Source organism: Prevotella lacticifex, from assembly GCF_019973375.1.
In the GTDB taxonomy this organism is placed as follows: Bacteria; Bacteroidota; Bacteroidia; order Bacteroidales; family Bacteroidaceae; genus Prevotella; species Prevotella lacticifex.
Genome location: NZ_BPTV01000001.1, coordinates 979014 through 1001212, shown reverse-complemented (window position 1 = coordinate 1001212; position 22199 = coordinate 979014). Strand labels below are relative to the sequence as shown.

General features: G+C 49.2%; 12 protein-coding genes and 1 tRNA gene. 11 read left to right on the top strand and 2 right to left on the bottom strand.

Translation table 11 applies throughout. The annotated features are described in order from the left end of the window. Positions 1–48: 48 nt before the first annotated feature. The 7 genes from LDN30_RS03675 to LDN30_RS03645 all read left to right on the top strand — a co-directional run bounded on the left by LDN30_RS03675 (position 49) and on the right by LDN30_RS03645 (position 9306). Positions 49–489, top strand: coding sequence for an ISAon1 family transposase N-terminal region protein (locus tag LDN30_RS03675; protein ID WP_223925203.1), 441 nt, complete (start codon positions 49–51; stop codon positions 487–489). Further along, positions 467–1519: a transposase gene (locus tag LDN30_RS03670; RefSeq protein WP_223925205.1), complete on the top strand. Its 1053-nt coding sequence runs from the start codon at positions 467–469 to the stop codon at positions 1517–1519. The genes LDN30_RS03675 and LDN30_RS03670 overlap by 23 nt, the downstream gene beginning before the upstream one ends. A gap of 456 nt (positions 1520–1975) precedes the next feature. Further along, positions 1976–2971, top strand: coding sequence for a TolB-like 6-bladed beta-propeller domain-containing protein (locus LDN30_RS03665; RefSeq protein WP_223928749.1), 996 nt, complete (start codon positions 1976–1978; stop codon positions 2969–2971). A 288-nt stretch (positions 2972–3259) separates the two neighbouring features. Then, the gene (locus LDN30_RS03660; protein ID WP_223928748.1) at positions 3260–5569 is read left to right on the top strand and encodes a peptidase associated domain and porin domain-containing protein; all 2310 of its coding nucleotides are present in this window, start codon (positions 3260–3262) and stop codon (positions 5567–5569) included. Positions 5570–5583: 14 nt separating this feature from the next. Further along, entirely contained in the window at positions 5584–7806 is a 2223-nt protein-coding gene (locus LDN30_RS03655) for a peptidase domain-containing ABC transporter (RefSeq protein ID WP_223928747.1), read from the top strand. Between the two features lie 76 nt (positions 7807–7882). Continuing rightward, the gene (locus LDN30_RS03650; RefSeq protein ID WP_223928746.1) at positions 7883–8365 is read left to right on the top strand and encodes a hypothetical protein; all 483 of its coding nucleotides are present in this window, start codon (positions 7883–7885) and stop codon (positions 8363–8365) included. A 500-nt stretch (positions 8366–8865) separates the two neighbouring features. After that, the gene (locus LDN30_RS03645) at positions 8866–9306 is read left to right on the top strand and encodes a hypothetical protein (protein WP_223928745.1); all 441 of its coding nucleotides are present in this window, start codon (positions 8866–8868) and stop codon (positions 9304–9306) included. 109 nt (positions 9307–9415) lie between these two features. Here the strand turns inward: LDN30_RS03645 and LDN30_RS03640 are convergent, their stop codons facing one another. After that, the gene (locus LDN30_RS03640) at positions 9416–9730 is read right to left on the bottom strand and encodes a hypothetical protein (RefSeq protein WP_223928744.1); all 315 of its coding nucleotides are present in this window, start codon (positions 9728–9730) and stop codon (positions 9416–9418) included. Positions 9731–10501: 771 nt separating this feature from the next. After that, a tRNA-Tyr gene (locus LDN30_RS03635) sits at positions 10502–10583 on the bottom strand. Between the two features lie 314 nt (positions 10584–10897). Here LDN30_RS03635 and gltB point away from each other — a divergent pair. From gltB to LDN30_RS03615, 4 genes are all read left to right on the top strand, one after another. Continuing rightward, positions 10898–15466, top strand: coding sequence for a glutamate synthase large subunit (gltB, locus tag LDN30_RS03630; RefSeq protein ID WP_223925489.1), 4569 nt, complete (start codon positions 10898–10900; stop codon positions 15464–15466). 24 nt (positions 15467–15490) lie between these two features. Beyond that, positions 15491–16906, top strand: a complete 1416-nt coding sequence (locus LDN30_RS03625) for a glutamate synthase subunit beta (protein WP_223925487.1) — start codon at positions 15491–15493, stop codon at positions 16904–16906. A gap of 2056 nt (positions 16907–18962) precedes the next feature. Continuing rightward, positions 18963–20198 (top strand): D-alanyl-D-alanine carboxypeptidase, encoded by a 1236-nt coding sequence (locus LDN30_RS03620; protein ID WP_223925485.1) that lies wholly within the window; start codon positions 18963–18965, stop codon positions 20196–20198. Between the two features lie 101 nt (positions 20199–20299). Further along, positions 20300–22198 carry an LptF/LptG family permease gene (locus tag LDN30_RS03615; RefSeq protein WP_223928743.1) on the top strand — a complete coding sequence of 633 codons (1899 nt, stop codon included), beginning with the start codon at positions 20300–20302 and terminating at the stop codon, positions 22196–22198. Position 22199: the final 1 nt, after the last annotated feature.

The following is a 22199-nucleotide window of genomic DNA, read 5'->3' as shown; positions in this document are numbered from 1 at the left end:
TAGTGAAACAGCGTTGCTGATGTCGGGAAACTATGTTACCTTTGCAGCATGGCAAAGAAACTATCGACATTCGACTACTCAACATTAGTCCGTTACATGCTGCCCGATGGCATCCTTGATTACTTCGAGATCACTAAGATCGACGAAGAAGTTACTAACGAGAAGGACGAAACAGGCACCGTCATCCGTATTCTTCACATCTACCTTGACGAGCGCGACCTGCGTGACAAGGTCTGGCATGACCTTCAGCCCAACGGTTTCACGGAGCCTCGCTTGTTCAATGACTTCCCACAACGCGAGCATAAAGTTCTGCTGCATGTCCGTCGCCGTCGTTGGTTGGACGGAGACGGTCACAACGTCGTCCTTGAAACCCTGCCTCTTGTGGCAGAGGGAACCTGCTACTCTGTAGAGTTTGCGGATTTCTTAAAAAAAATGGTTGGATGCCTTCCCAGTGACGGCCCAATGCGTGGGGCGCTTCTTCCGGACTGACGGGAAGTACCTCGGGCGTGCCTACAAGGAGCATCTGAGTGGCTTTACGGACTGGGACCAGAAGGAGCATGCCGGTGAGTGGGTGCTTCAAGAGAAGAACATGGGCGAGCGACTGTGCATAGACGAGACGATGCTTCACCATGACCTGATCACGTTCCTCTCCAACAGGGACGGACACTGCAAGAAGGGAACACTCATAGCTGCAGTCAAGGGCACGACCGTTGCTGACGTGACGAAGCATTTTGACGAGATACAAGAAGAGAGCCGAAATAAAGTCAAGGAGGTGTCGATGGACTTCTCCGACAGCATGATGGGCATTGTCAAGAAGTCCTTCCCACAGGCAGAGATAGTTATAGACCATTTCCATGTCATCCAGCTTTATACGACCAGGGGACTTGATGCGATGCGCATGAAGCTCAAGCGCACCAACACGACCGAGGTCAAGAGAGAGGAGCGGGAGTTCAGAAAGCAGCAAGAGAAGCGGGCCAAGGCAAGGGACAGGTACGCCGAGACCCATGAGGTCAAGAAGAGCAAGAACGGCAAACGCCTCGGCAGGCCGCGCAAGCGGAAGAATGAAAAGTTTGAGCCGAAGAAACTCAGCAATGGAGAGACCAAAGCCGACTTGCTGACGCACGTAAGATACCCGCTGACGAAAAACCACAATGACTGGACTGACTTCCAGAAGGAGGAAATGCGCCTGCTCTTTGAGATTGAGCCAAAGATGAAGGCTGCATACGGTCTGCTCTGCGCCCTGCGCAACATCTTCAGCAAGAAAAAGGACAGGAAGAGTGCAAAGAAAGCGCTCCATAAGTGGTACAAGAATGTCGGAAGAACCCGCATTCGGGAAATCATATCAGTACGTGACACCATCAAGGCCAAAGAGGAGTATGTGCTAAACTTCTTCAACAACAGGTCAACGAATGCGCCAGCCGAGTCGCTCAACTCAAAGATTAAGGGACTGCGTGCTCAGGTGCATGGGGTCAGTGACCTTCCCTTCTTCATGTTCCGCTGTTTCACGATATTTGGTTAGGCGAGTGCAGGGGCATCCACGGAAAAATCCCCCTGCGCCCTTCTTTTTAAAAGAAGTATTCATAGGGATTGAGGACATTGAGGCATCTGAGTTGACTTTGTCTGATTTATTTTGTAATCAGAAGCTAAACCGTAATTTCTTCGGAATTTTACAAATCAATCCAGACGAAACAATTGCGGCATTTCTGGACGGAAAAAATACAAGATATTCTGGGACTAACATTCTGAATCAAGCTGTAGTATCAGAACTAATCAACAATACGAGATGGAGGGTTACACGAAACATGACAAGTTGTAGAACATGTCCGTATAAATACTTATGTCCACCTGTTACAGCTTTAGAGTTGAACTTTAAATTGGATAAAATATGCAAATTATGAGAAGAAAAGCTTTGTTGTTATGCACCCTAATCGCATGTCTTTCTTGCATTGCCCAAACGGGCAATTTGACAAAAGACATGAGCTATATTTTCAATAATAATATACCACTTCAAGGGAGAGTACTGCAAACTCCCGTGTCAAGTGATATTCGATTAGTCAATCAGATGGTTATTGACCATGACATGCTATACACCTCATTTTCAAAGAGGTCAAATAGCTCTCATGATTTTCTTTTCAGTTTTAAGATTGACACGATTGGCAATCGTCTGTCCCTACCAAAAGAATACTTCAAGAACAAAGGAAACTACTATCAGATTTATTATCCACGCCTTTTTTACGGGAATAACGATTCTCTTCGTGTCGTTGATTATACTGGTGGAAACATCTACAGCATAATGGAGAATGGCAAAGGCAAATTGTCGAAGGATTACCTGGTGGCATCCTCGCGCATAAGAATTCCATTTCCATTAACCTACTATTCAGCGGATGTGTATTATTTAGAACCACATAAATATTTGTTCATTGGAAGAAAAGCGGACGGGCCATACGAAGTGCTCACCGCAAGACGGTTCAAGGACAGTCTTGAAATAAAAGAGGTTAGACCGCTCTTTGTTGAAAAATCACATAGTATTTGGGATATAAACCAAGGAAGTCTTGTGTATAATCCTACTCTGAGACGATGTTGCTATTCGTATTGGATGTTCCCAGTAATACAACTATTCGATACAGACAAACCCAACGAAGTAGTTACTTTGGAATTCCAAGACAAGCAAAAAACTCCCAAGATCAATATTGGCGCAGATATATGGGATAGGAACATCACCTATTTTTACAAGATGGTGGCAAGCAAGAAATATATCTATGCTTTATATCATGGAGAGAAATACCAGTATGCAATGAGAAAATCGCAAACAGGGCACTTTTTCTCCTACATTGTCAAAATGGACTGGAATGGGAATGTAGTCAATACATTTAAAGTTAACAAATACCTCCAATGCATAGGCGTTGACAACGAGGATAGATTCTTGATCGCATTTGACGGCAACAACTTTTTATATTTCACTCATCCATAAAATAATATTATGGCAAAGGAGCTGGAACAAAAAAATGAACCGGCGGAAATGGAACCCAGGATTATCCTGCTATTACATACCAACGTATTGCATGGAGTGTGGCATTGCATGTCCGATTTTTGGGGAAACACTAAAATAAGTGAATAACATCGCAAGAAAGAGATAAAATTTTATTAAATTTGCATTCAATTAACATCATTCACTAATTATTGACCACGCACGAACAGTGGTACAGATTGAGATTGAAACAAGATAAGAGATGAATATAAACAGAATAAAGGAAAATATATGAGGAAACTACTCTGCTTATTGTTGCTTATTACATCTATCGTATGCTACGGACAGTCGAACGATTCTATAGTCACAATACGCGGACAGGTAGTCGACAGAACGGGTGCCAGTCTGCCATACGTAAATATTTCGGTCAAAGGGAATCATGCGACAAACGGAAACGAATTACAGAGTAAAAATAATGGACTCTTCTCCTTTCATGTCAAGAAATCAGATGAAGGACATTGCAGTGCGGCATTCTCATATATTGGCTTTAAGACTAAGACGGTGGCACTGCATCCGGTGAAAGACATCAACTTAGGCTGTATTGTCCTTGACGAGGACACAATGGAACTGGAGGGCGTAGAAGTTAAAGGAAATCTTGTCTTTCATGACAAGGAGAAATCATCCTACCTGCCGTCCGTAAGACAGAAGAAGACGGCTTACAATGCCTTCGGTCTGCTCTACAACCTTATGATTCCGGAACTGAAGATTGACAGAAGAACCAAAAGCATAAGGACGCAGGACGATAGGAACGTCGCCCAGTGTATTAACGGCCATGAAGCCACACCGCTGGAAATCAAATCGTTACGGGCCAGAGATATTATCCGTATCGACTATTATCCTAAAGCTACGGGAAAATTCGCCAACTACGATGCGGTAGTTGATTATATCGTCAAGGTGGTTGACGAAGGAGGCTATATCAATGCTACAGGCAGTATGTCATTTTTGACACCAGCAGAGGGTCTGGATGTCAACGTGAAGTATCATAAAAAGAATTGGGATTTATATTCATATGTCGGCGCAAACTATGCCGATAATAATAAATATCACCTGGACGGTCAGGAGGATGTGGAAACCCAACAGCTCAATTTCACGAAATTGACATCCACGGACCACTATAAGAATAAGGCCAACAACCAGTACGTGGCACTGCAAGGAATTTATCAGGACGATAAGAACTATCTGAACATCGTCGGTGGTCTTTCGCGTACAAATAATTATAAACAGGATGAGTTTAACAGAACCGTCTATATGCTTACGCCGGGCACATACGAGAAAAGGGACTCGTCGGTCAGACCATCAAGGGGTCTGATGCCCTATGCGCAATTGACCTACGAGGTGAACCTGCCGAAAAAGGTATACTTATTGTTTTATGGCACCTATTCGTTCATCCATAACAATTACGACCGCAGATACCACGAGTCGGATTCCGACCCTATAATAAATAATGCCAAGGAGGACGGGCATCTTTCGCAGCTGTACGTCAGGGGAACAAAGAAGTTCGGCAATTATGGGGATCTTACCGTTGGCTATATCCTTAGAAATGACAGATACAAAGATGATTACAGCGGGTCGGTCGACTACTCACGAAAGTATATGTCGACTTCACATCTGGTGTGGGCGCGCTTAGGCAGTGCCGTGGGCAAGAAGATTTACGCTCAGTTAAAAGCCTCTTTAAAGTTTATCCATACATCTATCAACGAGTACAGGGATAACCAAACGACATTCAGCCCGGAACTGTATCTCGGATACAATATAGATAATACCACACGCCTGACGCTGGAAAATAACATAGGCTATCTGGTGCCCAATAATGCTTTGAGAAGTGAATTTGAGCAGAAAATCAGCAACTACGAGATTTTGCGTGGCAATGTCGACTTGAAGAACTATATATACTATAATCCGGTTCTGACGCTATCGAAGAATTTCAATATAATAAATATGAGTGCTTCGGTCGGATCCATGATTTACAGCCACTCCGTCCAGGACGTATATTTCGGTGAGGGCGACAAACTTGTCCACACGTTTAAGAAGGGTGACAGATATGTGCAGTCGAAGGCAGAGATAGCTATGACCGGTTATCTGCTGAACAGGAGTTTGCAGATAATGGGAACGCTCTCTTATCTGGCCATGAACACTAATGATGACTTCCGGAAATCGATAAATAACTGGACTTATGGTTTTAATGCAATGTACATGATTGGGAATTTCTCGGTTTCATCATTCTTTATGTCGAGGATAAAGTCGTCTGATGTGATGTCATCACTATACGCCGAGAACCCGGCAACCTACGGACTGTCAATGTCTTACAACAAGGGGAACTGGTATCTGAGCCTTGACTATAACAATCCGTTCAGAAGAAACCCGTTGTCGCGCGGCTACTTAAACAGCAACTGCTACAAAAAGAGCATGAAGCTGCGCGACTCTTCCTTCTGTCAGTCAATATCGTTGAAAGTGAACTATAACTTTGATTTCGGACACAAGAAGGTTGAGCACAATGAGGTGAGGGTGGATAAGAATATTAGCAACAGTATACTTAAATAAATTGCAATGCCATTATGGCTCATAAAGCAATAGTGGAGAAAATTCCGATAGTCATCCAGCACGATGCCATGCAGTGCGGAATAGCCTGTATGCAGATGGCGTGTAAATTTTATGGCAGAGAATATTCGCAGGAATATCTTTCTGAGCTATGCCATGCCACGGTCGAGGGAGTTTCACTCCTTGCCATCAATGAAACCATGGGGTCACTGGGCTTTCATACCGTTTGTGCACGTGCTGCGGTGGAAACATTGGAAAAAGTTCCTCTGCCATGCATCCTCCATTGGAACCAAAACCACTTCGTGGTATTGTACGAGGTAAGGAAAGGTCGCAAATTCCATATCGCCGACCCGGGGAAAGGACTGATAACGTACAACCGCGAGGAGTTCACCAGTCACTGGATTAGCACGCAGTCGGACGGTGAAGAAAAGGGGATAGCGATGTTTTTGGAGCCCACACCAGCTTTCTATTCCCGTAAGGACAGCAAAGAAGAAAGAAAAGACAAGAATCCACGGTCGTTCCGCTTTCTCTTCGGCTATGTGAAAAAGTACAAGCGATATTTCGGACAAATAGTGCTTGGGCTTATCGTGGGCAGTTTGTTGCAGCTCGTCCTGCCGTTCCTCACCCAGTCCATCGTCGACGTAGGCATCAAAAACCAAAACATCGGCTTCATCTGGCTGATACTGCTCGGCCAGCTGATGCTTACCTTCAGCCGTACGGCCATCGACTTCATCCGCCGGTGGCTGTTGCTGCATATCTCCATGCGGATAAATATCTCGCTGGTGAGCGACTTCTTCATCAAACTGCTGAAACTGCCGATGTCGTTCTTCGACACCAAGCTCATGGGCGATCTCATGCAGCGGATGAACGACCACAGCCGCGTGAACAACTTCCTCACCAGTCAGGCACTGAGCGTCACTTTCGCCATGCTCACCTTCATTGTGTTCACGGTGGTGTTGCTGTTATATAACAAGCTCATTTTTGTCATCTTCCTTGCTGGCAGTCTGCTCTACGGCCTTTGGATGACGCTTTTCCTACGCCGCCGCAAAGTGTTGGACTATGAGCTCTTCGAGCAACAAGCCATCAACAACAACAAGACCTACGAGTTTATCACGTCCATGCAGGAGATCAAACTCCAGGACTGTGAGCAGCGACGTCGGTGGGAATGGGAGGACACGCAGGTTGACCTCTTCAACGTGCAGATGAAGTCACTGAAACTGCAGCAGACGCAGGAGGCCGGCAGTATCCTCATCAACGAGGTGAAGAACATCGTCATCACTGTCGTGGCTGCCGCAGCCGTCATCCACGGGCAGATGACGCTCGGCATGATGCTTGCCGTGCAGTATATCATCGGACAGCTCAACTCTCCCGTGGAGCAGCTCATGAACTTCTTCTACTCCCTGCAGGACGTAAGAATAAGCCTGGAACGCATCAATGAGATTCACCGCGCCGAGGACGAGAACGGGAAGGACGGCCTCAGGACTTCGCTGGTCGATGACGGCAAGGGCATCGACATCGAAAATATCATGTTCAAATATGACCCTCACGCTTTGCGCAAGACATTGGACGGCGTAACTATCCATATTCCTAAGGGAAAGGTGACGGCCATCGTCGGTGCCTCGGGCAGCGGCAAGACCACGCTCGTCAAGCTCATGCTTGGCTATTATCCTGTATTAGAGGGACATATAAACATCGGCGGCACGGACATCAATACGCTCAACAAGAAATGGTGGCGCCGCCAGTGCGGCGTGGTCATGCAGGACGGTGTCATCTTCTCTGAGTCTATAGCAAGAAATATCGCTGTTGACGACGGCGACATCGACAAGGACCGGTTGCTGAAAGCCGCACGGATAGCGTGCATCCACGACTATGTGATGTCATTGCCACTGAAGTACAACACGAAGATAGGACGTGACGGTGTGGGACTGAGCCAGGGTCAGCGGCAGCGCATCCTCATCGCCCGTGCTGTCTACAAGAATCCCGACTATATCTTCCTCGACGAGGCCACCAACTCGCTCGATGCCAACAACGAGCGGGCTATCGTGGAGAACCTCGACACGTTCTACCGTGGCAAGACCGTCGTCATCGTCGCCCACCGCCTGAGCACGGTCAGGAATGCCGACCAGATTGTCGTAATCGACCACGGGAAAGTTGTCGAGACGGGCAATCACGAGACGCTGACGGCAAAGCGCGGAGCGTATTATAACCTCGTGAAGAACCAGTTGGAGTTGGGTAACTGATATATAGACCGTCCGCTTAATTTCGATTAATAACAATCGCAATTGATGCCAACAAATCAAAAAAGACTTTTTAGACATGGACAACAAGAATGAATCAGAAAATATAGAACTGCGGAGCGAGAAGGTACGCCACATCATCGGGCAGGTGCCTCCAGCCCTTGTGCGCACCGGCACGATGGTCATTACGCTTGTCGTCATCGCCCTTGCCGTCGCTTTCTACACCATTCGCTATCCCATCACGATAGAGGCGCAGGGTAAGGTAATGCGCAACGAGTCGGTAGAGCTCCTTGTTCCTTACGAATACCTCTATCTCTTTGATGAGCCGCGCATGGCACGCCTCACCCTTGAAGGACAGGACAATGATGCCGCACCCGTCGTGTGTCCCATCACCAGCCACAGCGAAAATCTTCTCATCGTAGACGGGAACCATTATTTTACCGCCAAGACCTCCATCCGCTCTAACGGCAAAAAGGTACAGCCAGGCCTGAAGGCCTCAGCTAAAATCACTATCAGTGACAAGACTCTGTGGCAGCAGGTCCATGCCGCTGCGCGGACGTGAGACCATCGTTTATCTAAAATGTAATCTGTAGGAAATGGACGTTCACAAAATCTTTCAGCTGATACAGGGCTAAATGCCCGTTAAGGACGAGATGCCCTCATATTGGCCTGAGAAAACGGGTGGTCAACATGGAGGTCGACAGGTTCGGGCAATGGAACTAAGCCCTAATAATCAGCAATATGGATGGAGAATTGGCGAGTAAAGACTGTCTGGTCGTCAGTTTCCTTGGGCTGTAGGTGGCGGACAAAACTCAGGTACAGGAGCCATTCGGTTGCGACCGAGCAAAGTCGGCATTTAAAAAAAAATAATAAATCAAAGAAAAATAGACACTAATTACTTGCATAGTATAAGAAAATAATTAACTTTGCAAACGAATACGTCATCTGTAGAAAGACGAAGAAACTGCTAACGCCATTATTAGTGCAGCAACAGCTGCCGGCCCTGCTGGTTTCTGCCGCGGTAGCGACTACTACAGATGTAGCATAAAAACTCAAAAGCTTATGAAGATTATTGTAAACGGAGGATTCGAAAGAAAGAAGGCTGAAGTGGTGATAGCCAAAAACGGTCAGGAGATTATCACCCTCCCTAAGGACGCGTACGGCTGCGACGTGGATGCTGAGGAAGGCGACACGATAGACGTAAAGCTGAAGTACACCTACAGGTCGGTGTTGCCGCTTGCCACATTCGCCTACCGAAAAGGGAACGATACTTACTACGTCCACCCATCGGCAATGTACAGTAAATGGATGAACGCCACGTACAAAATTCTGCCTTTCCTGTGCATCATCTTATATGCCATACAACCACTAATACAGTCGGAAGGCTACAAATGGGCCTGCATCGGAATGCTTGTTCTGACAGTAGTATCTTTTCTTGGTCTCCAGTATAGTCGGACGTCACCTAATGTGCAGGGGAAGCTTTTCAAGTTGGATGTCTTATAAGATACGGGCAACCATCTTTCCAATGCTTAACCAGCACCACATCTTGTTGGTAACGCCGTTTCCGGACAGCCACAAGACACCCGTCAATGAGTTTGCCGTGGAGGCAGAATCATACCCGGCAAGCCCATTCGCAGCTGTTTTCATGTCCGATGGGGATGAGTATCGGAATGTAAAAGTATTTCAGCAGACGACCATTCCGATAGTTCCATTGTAGCCGTCTGATTACCAACGACTTACAAAAGATGCCATTTTGCGTTGCAAAACAGCCCATTTTAGACTGCGAAACGGCCCGTTTCAGGCGATGGAACAGGCCGTTTTGCAAGCCAAAACGGTAGGTTTGGAAATCATGTAAAGATATTTCACACACAAAGTCTTCTGACAAAAACCAAATAAAACCACTTGCGATTGCAAGGGCTTCGTCCATTTTTTCTTCTCCGTCGCCGACTTGCTCCGAAGCAAGCTTCGGCAAGCCGACGACTTAGAAGAAACAGCCTTCGTGCCTCAGGCTTGCAATCGCAAAAAAACCGCCAAAACCGTTGATGCCGCAAAATTCACACAATCGCGATAGCCTGTTTTGAAGGTTTTCCTTTGTGTCAGGGCCAAGATCCGACGGAGGAGGATCTGACATTTGCGGGGTGAGGCGGTGAGAGGCCAGGCCTCTCACAAACACTCAAACCACAAATGGCAAAGGGCGAAAGCCCTTGGCGCTGACAACAGGGTTTTATTGGTTTTGGTCGCAAGTTATCAATCGCAAGATTATTGGTTTTGGTCGCAAGTTATGATTGTTTATTTAATCGTGTTATTCATGTAACTATTCAAATCACTGATTCTTAGTCACTTGCAGCACTCAGCCGCCGTTGGGGCGGGGTTTATCCCCGTCCTACCAACAGCGGACAAGATACAAAGCAAATATCACGCAGCTGCGAGGACGGGGATAAACCCCGCCCCTACGGCGGATGAATGCAACGCATTAATTATCAACGTGTTACCGACGTGTTCATTTCATCACAAACACAATGTCAACGTAATCCATTTGCAGGGTGCGCATCGTCAAGGTTAGAGACCGTCAACCGTCAACGAGAATGAAACGATGATTGTTTGCAGGAGCGAATAGGAGCGACTATACATATATATAATAGTAGAGGCGGCAATCTACCGACCGTCGCCTCTAACAGGAAGAAAAATCTAATATGAGTGGGTGGTGATGGATTCGAACCACCGAAGCAAGAAGCAGCAGATTTACAGTCTGCCCCATTTGGCCACTCTGGAAACCACCCTTGGCGAAACACCCAAGCGAACCTCATTGATAAGCCCGACTTCGGATTTGCGGGTGCAAAGGTAATGCTTTTCTACAACATGACCAAAACAATTACGAACTTTTTTTGTACAAAATTTCAATCCGTAAGTTTCGGCCTCCGAAAACCACCTTATAGTTAAGGACTATAACCTATATAAAACTTTCAATTTGTTAATTTGTGATAAAAAGAAGAATAAAGAAAGCATATACCTACCTCAGAATGAAAGAAAAATCGTACTTTTGCATTCAATTCGATAGGAAATTAACTTCATTATATATTAATTGCAAAGAAATATGGGAAATGGATTGTATAATCCCGCGTATGAGCATGACGCGTGCGGCGTTGGCATGGTGGTCAACATTCATGGCAACAAGAGCCATGAGTTAGTCGACAACGCGCTGAAGGTTCTTGAGAACCTCCGCCATCGCGGTGCAGAGGGAGCAGACGGTAAGACTGGCGACGGTGCCGGCATACTGCTGCAGATTCCTCATGAGTTCATATTGCTTCAGGGCATTCCTGTGCCGGAGAAAGGCAAGTACGGCACCGGACTTGTATTCTTGCCGAAGGACGAAAAGCGGCAGCAGGAGATTCTGTCGATAATGATTGAGGAGATAGAGCGTGAGGGCCTTTCGCTGACCCATCTGCGCAGTGTTCCCACCAATCCCGACTGTCTCGGCGAGGCTGCACTGTCGACAGAGCCCGACATTAAGCAAGTTTTCATCACAGGAGTCACCGACGATAAGGTTCCTGTTTTCGAACGCACATTATATATAATAAGGAAGAAGATTGAACGGCGGGTGCACGACAAGGACTTCTACATCTGCTCACTGTCGAGCAAGAGCATCGTCTACAAGGGAATGCTCTCCAGCCTGCAGCTGCGCCAGTACTACCCCGACCTGACGAACAACTACTTCACGTCGGGTCTGGCTATCGTCCACAGCCGTTTCTCGACAAACACGTTCCCGACATGGAGTCTGGCACAGCCTTTCCGCATGCTGGCCCACAACGGTGAGATTAACACCATCCGTGGTAACCGCGGATGGATGAAGGCCCGCGAGTCGGTGCTCTCGTCGGAGGCCCTCGGCGACATCCGTAAGATTTCGCCTATCGTCCAGCCCGACATGTCGGACTCGGCAAGTCTCGACAACGTCTTCGAGTTCTTCGTCATGAGCGGACTGTCGCTGCCCCAGGCCATGGCAATCATGATTCCGGAGAGCTTCAACGACAAGAATCCTATCTCCGAGGACCTCAAGGCTTTCTACGAGTATCATTCCATCCTCATGGAGCCATGGGACGGCCCTGCCGCCCTGCTCTTCTCCGACGGCCGTTATGCCGGCGGAATGCTCGACCGTAACGGTCTGCGCCCGGCACGATACACGATCACGAAGAACGATACGATGGTCGTGGCATCGGAGGTGGGAGTCATGGACTTCGATCCTACGGAGATAGCCGAGAAGGGACGTCTGCAACCAGGAAAGATTCTGCTCGTCGACACCCAGGAAGGAAAAATCTACTACGACGGCGAAATCAAGGACCGTCTGGCCCACGAGCATCCTTACCGCCAGTGGCTGTCGACGAACCGCATACAGTTGGAGAAACTGAAATCGGGCCGTAAAGTCGACAACAGCGTCGACCACCTGCTGCGCAAGGAGGTGGGATTCGGTTTCGGCGAGGAGGATATCGCCGACACCATCATTCCTATGGCCATCAAGGGTCAGGAGCCGACAGCATCAATGGGTAACGACACACCGTTGGCCGTACTCTCCGACCGTCCACAGATATTCTTCAACTACTTCCGTCAGCAGTTCGCCCAGGTGACGAACCCTGCCATCGACTCCATAAGAGAGAACCTCGTCATGAGCCTTGCCGAATACATCGGACGCGTGGGAACGGGCATCCTCAACCCCAACGAGAGCAACTGCAAGATGGTCCGTCTGCCCCACCCCATCCTGACGAACACCCAGCTCGACATTCTGTGCAACATCAGATATAAGGGATTCAATACCATCAAGTTGCCTATCGTCTTCGAGACAAAACTTGGCGAGGAAGGCCTCCACGAGGCTCTCGAGAACCTTTGTCACGAAGCCGAGCACAGCGTCGACGAGGGCTACAACTACATCATCCTCACCGACCGTGCCGTCGACGAGGCCCATGCGGCCATTCCGTCACTGCTCGCCGTGAGTGCCGTCCACCACTATCTCATCTCCGTAGGTAAGCGTGTGCAGACAGCCCTGATAGTAGAGTCGGGAGAGATTCGTGAGGTGATGCACGCCGCTCTGCTCTTAGGCTATGGTGCATCGGCACTGTGCCCGTACATGACCTACGCCATCCTCGACGACCTCGTCAAGAAGGGCAAGATTCAGGAAAACTACGCTACCGCCGAGGCCAACTATATCAACGCCCTGAAGAAGGGTCTGTTCAAGATTATGGCCAAAATGGGAATCTCTACGATACGCTCTTACCGTGGTGCGAAGATTTTCGAGGCCATAGGACTGTCGGAAGGTCTGCTGAAGACCTACTTCGGCACCGACACGTCGACAATTGGTGGTATCGGCTTGAAGACTATTGCCCGCGACGCCATCAAACTGCACGACGCCGCATACAATATTGAAAAGGAGGAGAAGGAGAGCGGCCATAAGCTGATGTTCCTCCCTGCCTTAGGACAGTTCCACTGGCGCCGCGACGGCATCAAGCACGCGTGGAACCCGGAGACCATCGCCACCCTGCAGCTAGCTACCCGCAAGGGCGACTACAATCTCTTCAAGAAATACACGGCTATGGCCGACGAGAAGGATGAGCCGATATTCATCCGCGACTTCCTCGACTTCAAGCGTAACCCCATAGATATCAACGAGGTAGAGAGCGAGGAGAGCATCGTCAAGCACTTCGTTACTGGTGCCATGTCGTTCGGAGCACTGTCGGCTGAGGCCCATGAGGCCCTGGCTCTGGCAATGAACTACCTCGGAGCCCGTTCCAACACCGGTGAGGGCGGCGAGGACAGCGAACGCTACTACACCAAGCAGGACGGTATCAGCCTGTCGAGCAAGACAAAGCAGGTGGCATCAGGACGTTTCGGTGTGACGACGGAGTATCTCGTCAACGCCGAAGAGATACAGATTAAGGTGGCCCAAGGCGCAAAGCCGGGTGAGGGCGGTCAGCTGCCCGGATTCAAGGTCAACGAAATTATCGCCAAGACCCGCCACTCCATCCCCGGAATATCACTGATCTCGCCTCCGCCTCACCACGACATCTACTCCATCGAGGACCTGAAACAGCTTATCTTCGACCTGAAGAATGTCAACCCGCGCGCCGCTATCAGCGTGAAACTCGTTGCCGAGAGCGGTGTGGGAACAATCGCTGCCGGTGTCGTAAAGGCCAAGGCCGACCTCATCGTTATCTCCGGTGCTGAGGGCGGAACGGGCGCAAGTCCGGCATCGTCGATGCGTTTTGCGGGCATATCGCCTGAGATTGGTATCGCCGAGACACAACAGACACTGGTCAAGAACGGTCTCCGATCGCTCGTCCGTCTGCAGGTCGACGGTCAGCTGAAGACCGGCCGCGACGTCATCATGATGGCTCTGCTCGGTGCTGAGGAGTTCGGGTTCGGTACCGCAGCCCTGATAACCCTCGGTTGTGTGATGATGCGTAAGTGCTCAGCCAATACCTGCCCTATGGGTGTGGCTACGCAGGATCCGAAGCTCAGAGCCCATTTCCGTGGCGATTACCACTACGTCATCAATTTCTTTATGTTCCTCGCACGCGAGGTCAGGGAGTATCTGGCACAGATGGGATTCCGCAAGTTAAACGACATTATCGGCCATACGGAACTCTTAAAGCGCAAAGCACTGCCCGACGACACTGCAAAACGCTGGGACAAGGCAACGATAGACAAGTGGAACTCGCTCGACTTCAGCAACTTGCTGCATCAGGAGAGTGGCGACTCGTCGAACTTCTGCACGAAGACGCAGGACCACGAGCTCAATGGAATTCTCGACGAACAGATTATCAAGGCATCGGCAAATGCCATCCAGCAGGGTGGCGAAATCGACCTCGACTACACCATACGCAACACGAACCGCGCTGTGGGAACGATGCTCTCGGGTTACCTCGAGAAGCGGCGTTCGGAGGAACGGCAGAAGAAGATGGACGCCGAAGCAGCCGGAAAGCCTTACTCGGCACCGCGCGAGGCATCTATCAACGTGAAATTCAAGGGCTCAGCAGGACAGAGCTTCGGTGCATTCCTCGTCAAAGGAGTGGACTTCAAGCTCGAAGGCGACACCAACGACTACTTCGCAAAGGGGCTGTCGGGAGGCCGTGTTTCGATTCTCCCGCCTATACGTTCCAACTTCGCTGCCGAGGATAATATCATTGCCGGAAACACCGGACTCTACGGTGCTACGAGCGGTGAGCTCTATGTCAACGGAAAGGTCGGCGAGCGATTCGCCGTGAGAAACTCCGGCGCCATAGCCGTTGTCGAGGGTGCCGGCGACCACTGCTGCGAATATATGACAGGAGGACGGGTCGTAGTGCTCGGTGAGACAGGACGAAACTTCGCCGCCGGAATGTCGGGTGGTGTGGCATACGTCTGGGACCGCAAGCACAACTTCGACTACTTCTGCAATATGGACATGGTCGAAATAAACCTCGTTGAGGAGGCCAGCTACCGCAAGGAGCTGCACGAGCTCATCAGACAACACTATCTCTATACAGGCTCAAAACTCGCCCGCACGATGCTCGACGACTGGAACCGCTACGTCGAAGACTTCATCCAGGTCGTTCCTATCGAGTACAAACGTGTGCTGCAGGAAGAGCAGGTGCGCAAGCTCCAGCAGAAGATTGCTGACATGCAGAGAGATTATTAGTTTCACAATTCTACATTATTTGACATGGGTAATCCAAAAGCATTTCTAACTATAGAACGCAAGGAGGCCGGCTACCGGCCTATACACGACCGCATCCACGACTTCGGCGAAGTGGAGCAGACGCTGAACCAGAACGATCGCCGAGTACAGGCAAGCCGGTGTATGGATTGCGGTGTACCATTCTGCCACTGGGCCTGTCCGTTGGGCAACAAGCCGCCAGAGTGGAACGACGCACTGTATAAGGGTGACTGGCAGTTAGCTTACGAGCTGCTGCACTCCACTAACGACTTCCCGGAGTTCACCGGAAGAATCTGCCCGGGCCTCTGCGAGAAAGCCTGCGTACTGAACCTCATGGAGCACGAGCCCACAACGAACCGCGAGGACGAGGCTGCCATCTGCGAATACGCATGGGAGGAAGGATATATTAAGGTAGAGAAGCCGGAGCGCAACGAACACAGCGTGGCTGTAGTAGGAGCGGGACCGGCAGGTCTCGTGGCTGCTAACCGCCTGAACCACAAGGGCTACAAGGTGACCGTCTACGACGCGAGGGAGAACGCCGGAGGACTTCTGCGCTATGGTATTCCAAACTTCAAACTCAACAAGGAGGTCATCGACAGACGGATGGAGCAGCTGAAAGCTGAGGGCATAGATTTCCAGTTCGGCACTCACGTGGTGAGCGACAAGAAAAATGTGGCTCCGATACAGAACGATCCGACGCTCGGAAAAGACAAGATTGTCAGCTTCGATGAACTGTCGAAGAAGTACGACGCCGTTATTGTATGCACCGGAACACCTGAGGCCCGCGACCTGAAGATTCCGGGACGCGACCTCGACGGTGTCTACTTCGCCCTGGAAATGCTCTCACAGCAGAACCGCGTGCTCGCCGGTGAGGATATTCCTAAGGACCAGCTCGTCAACGCCAAGGGCAAGGATGTGCTCGTCATCGGTGGCGGCGATACGGGTTCCGACTGCATAGGAACGGCGCACCGCCAGGGCTCAAAGAGCGTGACACAGATTGAAATCATGCCAAAGCCACCGGTGGGTCCCGACGATCCTAACAATCCTTGGCCTACATGGCCACGGACGCTGAAGACAACGTCGAGCCACGAAGAGGGCTGCATACGCCGATGGAACATCAACTCGCTGGAGTTCATAGGCAAGAACGGAAAGCTCACGGGCGTGAAAGTACAGCCCATCGACTGGAAACCGAACCCAGAGGGTGGTCGTCCGATAATGGTGGAAGCCGGTGAGCCAGAGATTATCAAGGCTCAGATGGTGCTCCTCGCCATGGGATTCCTGCGGCCGAAGCAGCCGGAATTCCCTGAGAACGTGTTCGTTGCAGGTGATGCCGCCAACGGCGCAAGCCTCGTAGTAAGGGCTATGGCCAGCGGCCGCGACGCCGCCGAGAAAGTCGACAGCTACGTTACAAGTAAGAAATAGTAATTTCCTATCATTACGTTTGGGCATTCCATGTCGTGTCGTTTGAGATACGCTGGAATGCCTTTTTTTCTGTTCAAATGGGCTCCACACACACTACTAACTTCATCACTTTTCGATAAAAAATAATTTTCTAATCTGATTATCAGCTCATTATGGTTTATCTATAATGATATAGGATGACGCTTTAGCAGTGTACCCCCTTGAACGAAGAAAGGATTACATTGGCAACATATTGATAATAAATGTGTTGCATGCATCCACGTAGGGATGGGGTTTATCCCCATACTACTGCCAAACAGGGGGGGCTCGCGCAAAGCCGCAAAGAACGCAAAGCCAGGAAATGGCATCTTGTTCCAACAAAAATCGGTAAAAACCCTTGCCGCGATGCAAGATGAAACCGAGAAGAAAGTTCGAAACCGAGAAGACAAAAAACGGTAAAAACCATTGCCGTGATGCAAGGGCTGCGCCCTGTGTTTCTTCCCGATGCCGCTTGCTCCGAAGCAAGCTTCGGCAAGTCGGCACCGGGAAGAAACAGCCTTCGTTCCTCAGGCTTGCATCACGGCAAGGAAAACCGGAAAAACAGCTGACGCCTTGAGAGATACAACTGCATAAGATCATACCTATAGCACATATTACGTAAATTGTATTCTTCGACTTGGTGAGATATCCTCATTATCGTCTTTTTCTCAGCCAACGCAAAGCCCCGACGGGGCTTAATAATCAATAACCCCAGACTAAGGGATCGCAGCGACCGCAGTCTGGGGTAGACCGTGTACGCGAGAAATCCACGACCAGCCTCGAAGAGGTTGAATAGCGGGACGCGCAGAAGACACATGCACTTTTGCGCACTCCGTGCTATTGTGCGTCTTCGAGGAACTGAATGATTGTTCCTGCGCATTCCATCTTCCCCGGACTGCCCACGCACCCTGCAAAGGGATAACGTTGATAATGTGTTTGTGACGAAATGATCACGTTAACAACATGTTAGTTATCAATGTGTTACACCTATCCACGTAGGGGCTGGGGCTATCCCAGCCTTAGCTGCTGAGGACGAGAAATAACGAAAATACCCCGCAGCAGCTAAGGTGGGGACAAGCCCCACCCTTACTTTAGACCCATTGCTCCTTGGGGAGCATAAGCCTGGCCATGATTTTCTTTTCCCTTTTACGTTTGAAAATGCCAAAGCGATAATGGCAGTATAAAGATTTATATTTCCACTCACTATAATTCCACGGGAATATCCAGTGCGCCATAAACGATGGTAGTTCGCAGAGTGCAGATAGGCAGTGTTAGGAGCAGTCCGCCGTCAACGGGCATGGAGCGATGGTCATTTGCAAGGACGGATAGGCAGGGTTAAGAGCCGTTCTGTCGGCCGTAAGACCGAACACTCTATCGCGTTAGCCTGTTTTGAAGGTTTTTCTTTGTGTCAGCGCCAAGATCCGACGGAGGAGGATCTGTCATTTGGGGGTTGAGGGCAGTGAGAGGCCCAGCCTCTCACAAGCCATCAAACCACAAATGGCAAAGGGCCAAAGCCCTTGGCGCTGACACAAATGGTTTTTATTGGTTTTGGTCTTAATTTATGATTGCCTATTCAACCATTCTTCGTTCAATGTGGGTTTCACTACCAATGCGTAACCCAAAATCATCATAGACAAACTATAATGAGCTGATAACCAGAATAGAAATTTATGTTTTAATGAGAAGTGATGAAGTTAGTCTTCCTTCTACCCCTCTTTCTACCCTCCTTTCTATACCCCTGGAATTTGGAATCAGGAAAAATATTTTGTACCTTTGCACCGAAATTAAAATTGGTTTCACCCGACATGACTATGACGGAACTTTATATCCCAGTTACGTCACTTCGGGTTAGCAGCGTATATCTATTGCAGAAAAGAATGCCAAAAAGCATACCGACGGGCCCGGATTCTTTTTACAATTGATTCCGAGAAAATATCCGTTGCACACTTTTTTCTTTAAAAAGGCTCAATAACTCGTCATCATGTCACCAAAATTAAAAATTTTCCATTAACTTTGCACGCCATATTAAGTGACTACAATGAAGAAAGCTATAAATATATGTATTGCCGTGGCTATGTCGGTCATGGCCATCTCGCTAACCAACTGTAAGGGAGAGAAAACGAAGACAGCCGTTGCTCCGCAGAAGGAGACTATAGAAATAGACACCGCACTGAGGTCGAAGCTCCAGAAATTTGCCACGAAACCACGTTGCAAAGGAGCCTTCGGACTGTACGTCTATGACCTCACCGCAGGGAAAGAGGTCTTCGGCGACCAGGAGCATCAGCCGCAGCCGTCGGCATCATGCATGAAATTGCTCAGCGGAATGACAGCACTGCACATGCTCGGCACCGGCTATGAGTATCATTCGGGGGTATATATCAACGGCAAGACTGAAGGCGACACCCTGAGAGGCGATATCGGATTCAAAGGCGATCTCGACCCACAGCTGACGGCCGAGGAGGTGCGCGACATGGCACACATACTGAAGATGAAAAGAGGGCTCAAGACTTTCACAGGCAAATTCTACATCGACATACTGATGACGGAACAGATTCAGCCGGAAGAGCACTGGTTCCCATACGACCTGACGCTGTCGAAGTTCAGCATCCTGTACCGCGGTAAGGACTTCATGGAACGCACGCTGAAGAATGCTTTCCGCCAGGAAGGAATAAAATTCAACGACGACCAGATAGTCTTTGCGCCACTGCCAAAGACGAGCCACTGCGTATTCCGGTTGAACCGCAATATAAATATGGTGATACGGAGGATGTGGAAGAACAGTGCCAACACCCAAGCCACATCGCTGCTCTACACTATGGGCCATCATGCCAATCCTAAGACTGCCGATATGGCGGGCACAGGAATAGCATGTATGAAGCAATTCATGAGCAACGAACTGAAGTCGAAGGAGAAAGGCATCGTCGTTCACGACGGTTGCGGGCTGTGCGTTCACAACCAGCTGACACCGTATTTCCTGTGCGAAATTCTGCGTTACGGCTACGAGCACAAGCAATATTACGATTTCCTCCAGCGATTCCTTGCTATATCGGGGCAGGACGGAACATTGCGCCGATGGCCGACAGAGATGAAAGGGAAGGTGCACGCCAAGACCGGAACGCTCTCCCACCCTTACGGAATAAGCTCGCTGGCAGGGTATGCCAAAGCTGCCAACGGTCATACACTTTGTTTCGCTCTGATGGACTCGAACATGTCGGTGCTCGACGCGCATGTACTGCAAAAGGACCTGTGCGAGATTCTTACCGGAGACGAATAAAACGAGATGTGAGGGGAAAGAGATTACGCCGGAATTAATAAAAAAACAAAAAAAGACGTGAACTCTGATATTTTTATGTACTTTTGCATTCTGAATGCACTATGCTTCGGATTAAGAAATTAGACATATTCATTGCCAAGCAGTTTGGACTGCTCTTTGCCGGTACTTTCTTCATCAGTCTCTTCGTTCTGATGATGCAGTTCCTATGGAAATACGTCGATGACCTCATCGGCAAGGGACTGTCGATGGAGGTATTGGCCCAGTTCTTCTGGTATATGGCGCTGATGCTCATCCCACAGGCTCTGCCTTTGGCTATACTGTTGGCATCGCTGATGACATTCGGTAATCTCGGCGAGAGCAGTGAGCTGACGGCAATAAAGGCATCGGGAGTATCGCTGATACAGTCGTTCCGACCGCTGATAGTCATCGTACTGCTTATCACCGGAGCATCTTTCTACTTCGAAAACAACATTGGTCCTAATTCGCAGATGCATCTCGCACAGCTGATGCTGTCGATGAAGGAGAAAAGTCCGGAACTCGAGATTCCTGAAGGCATCTTCTACGATGGCATCCCGCAGACTAATATATATGTAGAGAAGAAGAATGTGAATACGGGAAAACTCTACAACATCATGGTCTACCGTCAGACGGAAAGCTATGAGGATCAGGCTATTATCCTCGCCGACTCAGGAATGCTCCAGTCGACAGCCGACAAGAAGCACCTGCAAATGACGATGTGGAACGGAGAATGGTATGAGAACATGCGCAACAACAATATGGTTGAAAGCGCCAACGTGCCCTACCGACGGGAATCGTTCACAAGCAAAAGGATAATTATCGACTTCGACGGCGATTTCAACCTCACCGACGCATCGGTGTTCGGCAACGACGCACGAACAAAGAGTCTCTCAAAAATCCATACCGACCTCGACTCGCTGAACCATACGTACGACAGCATTGGCGACTCGTACTACAAAGCTGCGGCAAGTCTATACTATCCAACACCGAAACTGACGAAGCAGAGTGCCGCCAACGTAAAGAAACTTGGTCCGACAATAAATATTGACACGCTCTACGACCACCTCACTCCCGACAATAAGAAGCTCGTCGTGGAGCAGGCTCTGCAGCAAGTCAATATGGAGACGGGCGACCTCGAGTTCAAGAGTATGGTGACAAGCGACGGCGACAAGATTATCCGTCAGCACAAGATAGAGATTATCAATAAGTTCACCATTGCCCTGTCGTGTCTTATCTTCTTCTTTATCGGCGCACCTCTCGGAGCTATCATCCGTAAAGGTGGATTAGGAGTGCCAATAATCACGTCGGTGGCTGTATTCATAGTTTACTATATTCTCGACAACACAGGCTACCGCATGGCACGTCAGGGAGCATGGACAATATGGTTCGGAAAGGGACTGTCGCCGGCGGTGCTCATACCTACGGCAATATTCATAACATATAAGGCCAATAACGACTCGGCGGTGTTCAACCTCGACGCATATAAGGATTTGTTCCGGCGGATGTTCGGTTTGCGCATAAAACGTGCAACGATTGCCAGCAAGGAGGTTATCATCACTGATCCCGACTATACTGGCGACGCTGAAATCCTTCAGCAGATGAACACCCGTATCGAACAGTACGAGACAGTCCACAACCTCAAGTCGCCGCCAAATGTGATAAAGGCTTTCTTCAAGTACAAGCCCGACCACGAGATAGAGCAGCTCAGCGAGGACCTCGAGAAAGTCATCAACGACTTGGGCAACACCCGCGACAGATTTATTCTGAGCTACATCAACCGGTACCCGGTATTGGCCGTGAAAGCTCATACACGTCCGTTCGAAAGCAAATGGAAAAACATTGCCGCTGCGATAATAATCCCGGCAGGAATATTCTTCTATTGCCGCATGTGGAGATTCCGCATCCGCCTCGACCGCGACCTGCGCGTCATATATAAGACTAACAATGACGTCATAACAAGAATTAGAACGAAAGGAAAATAAT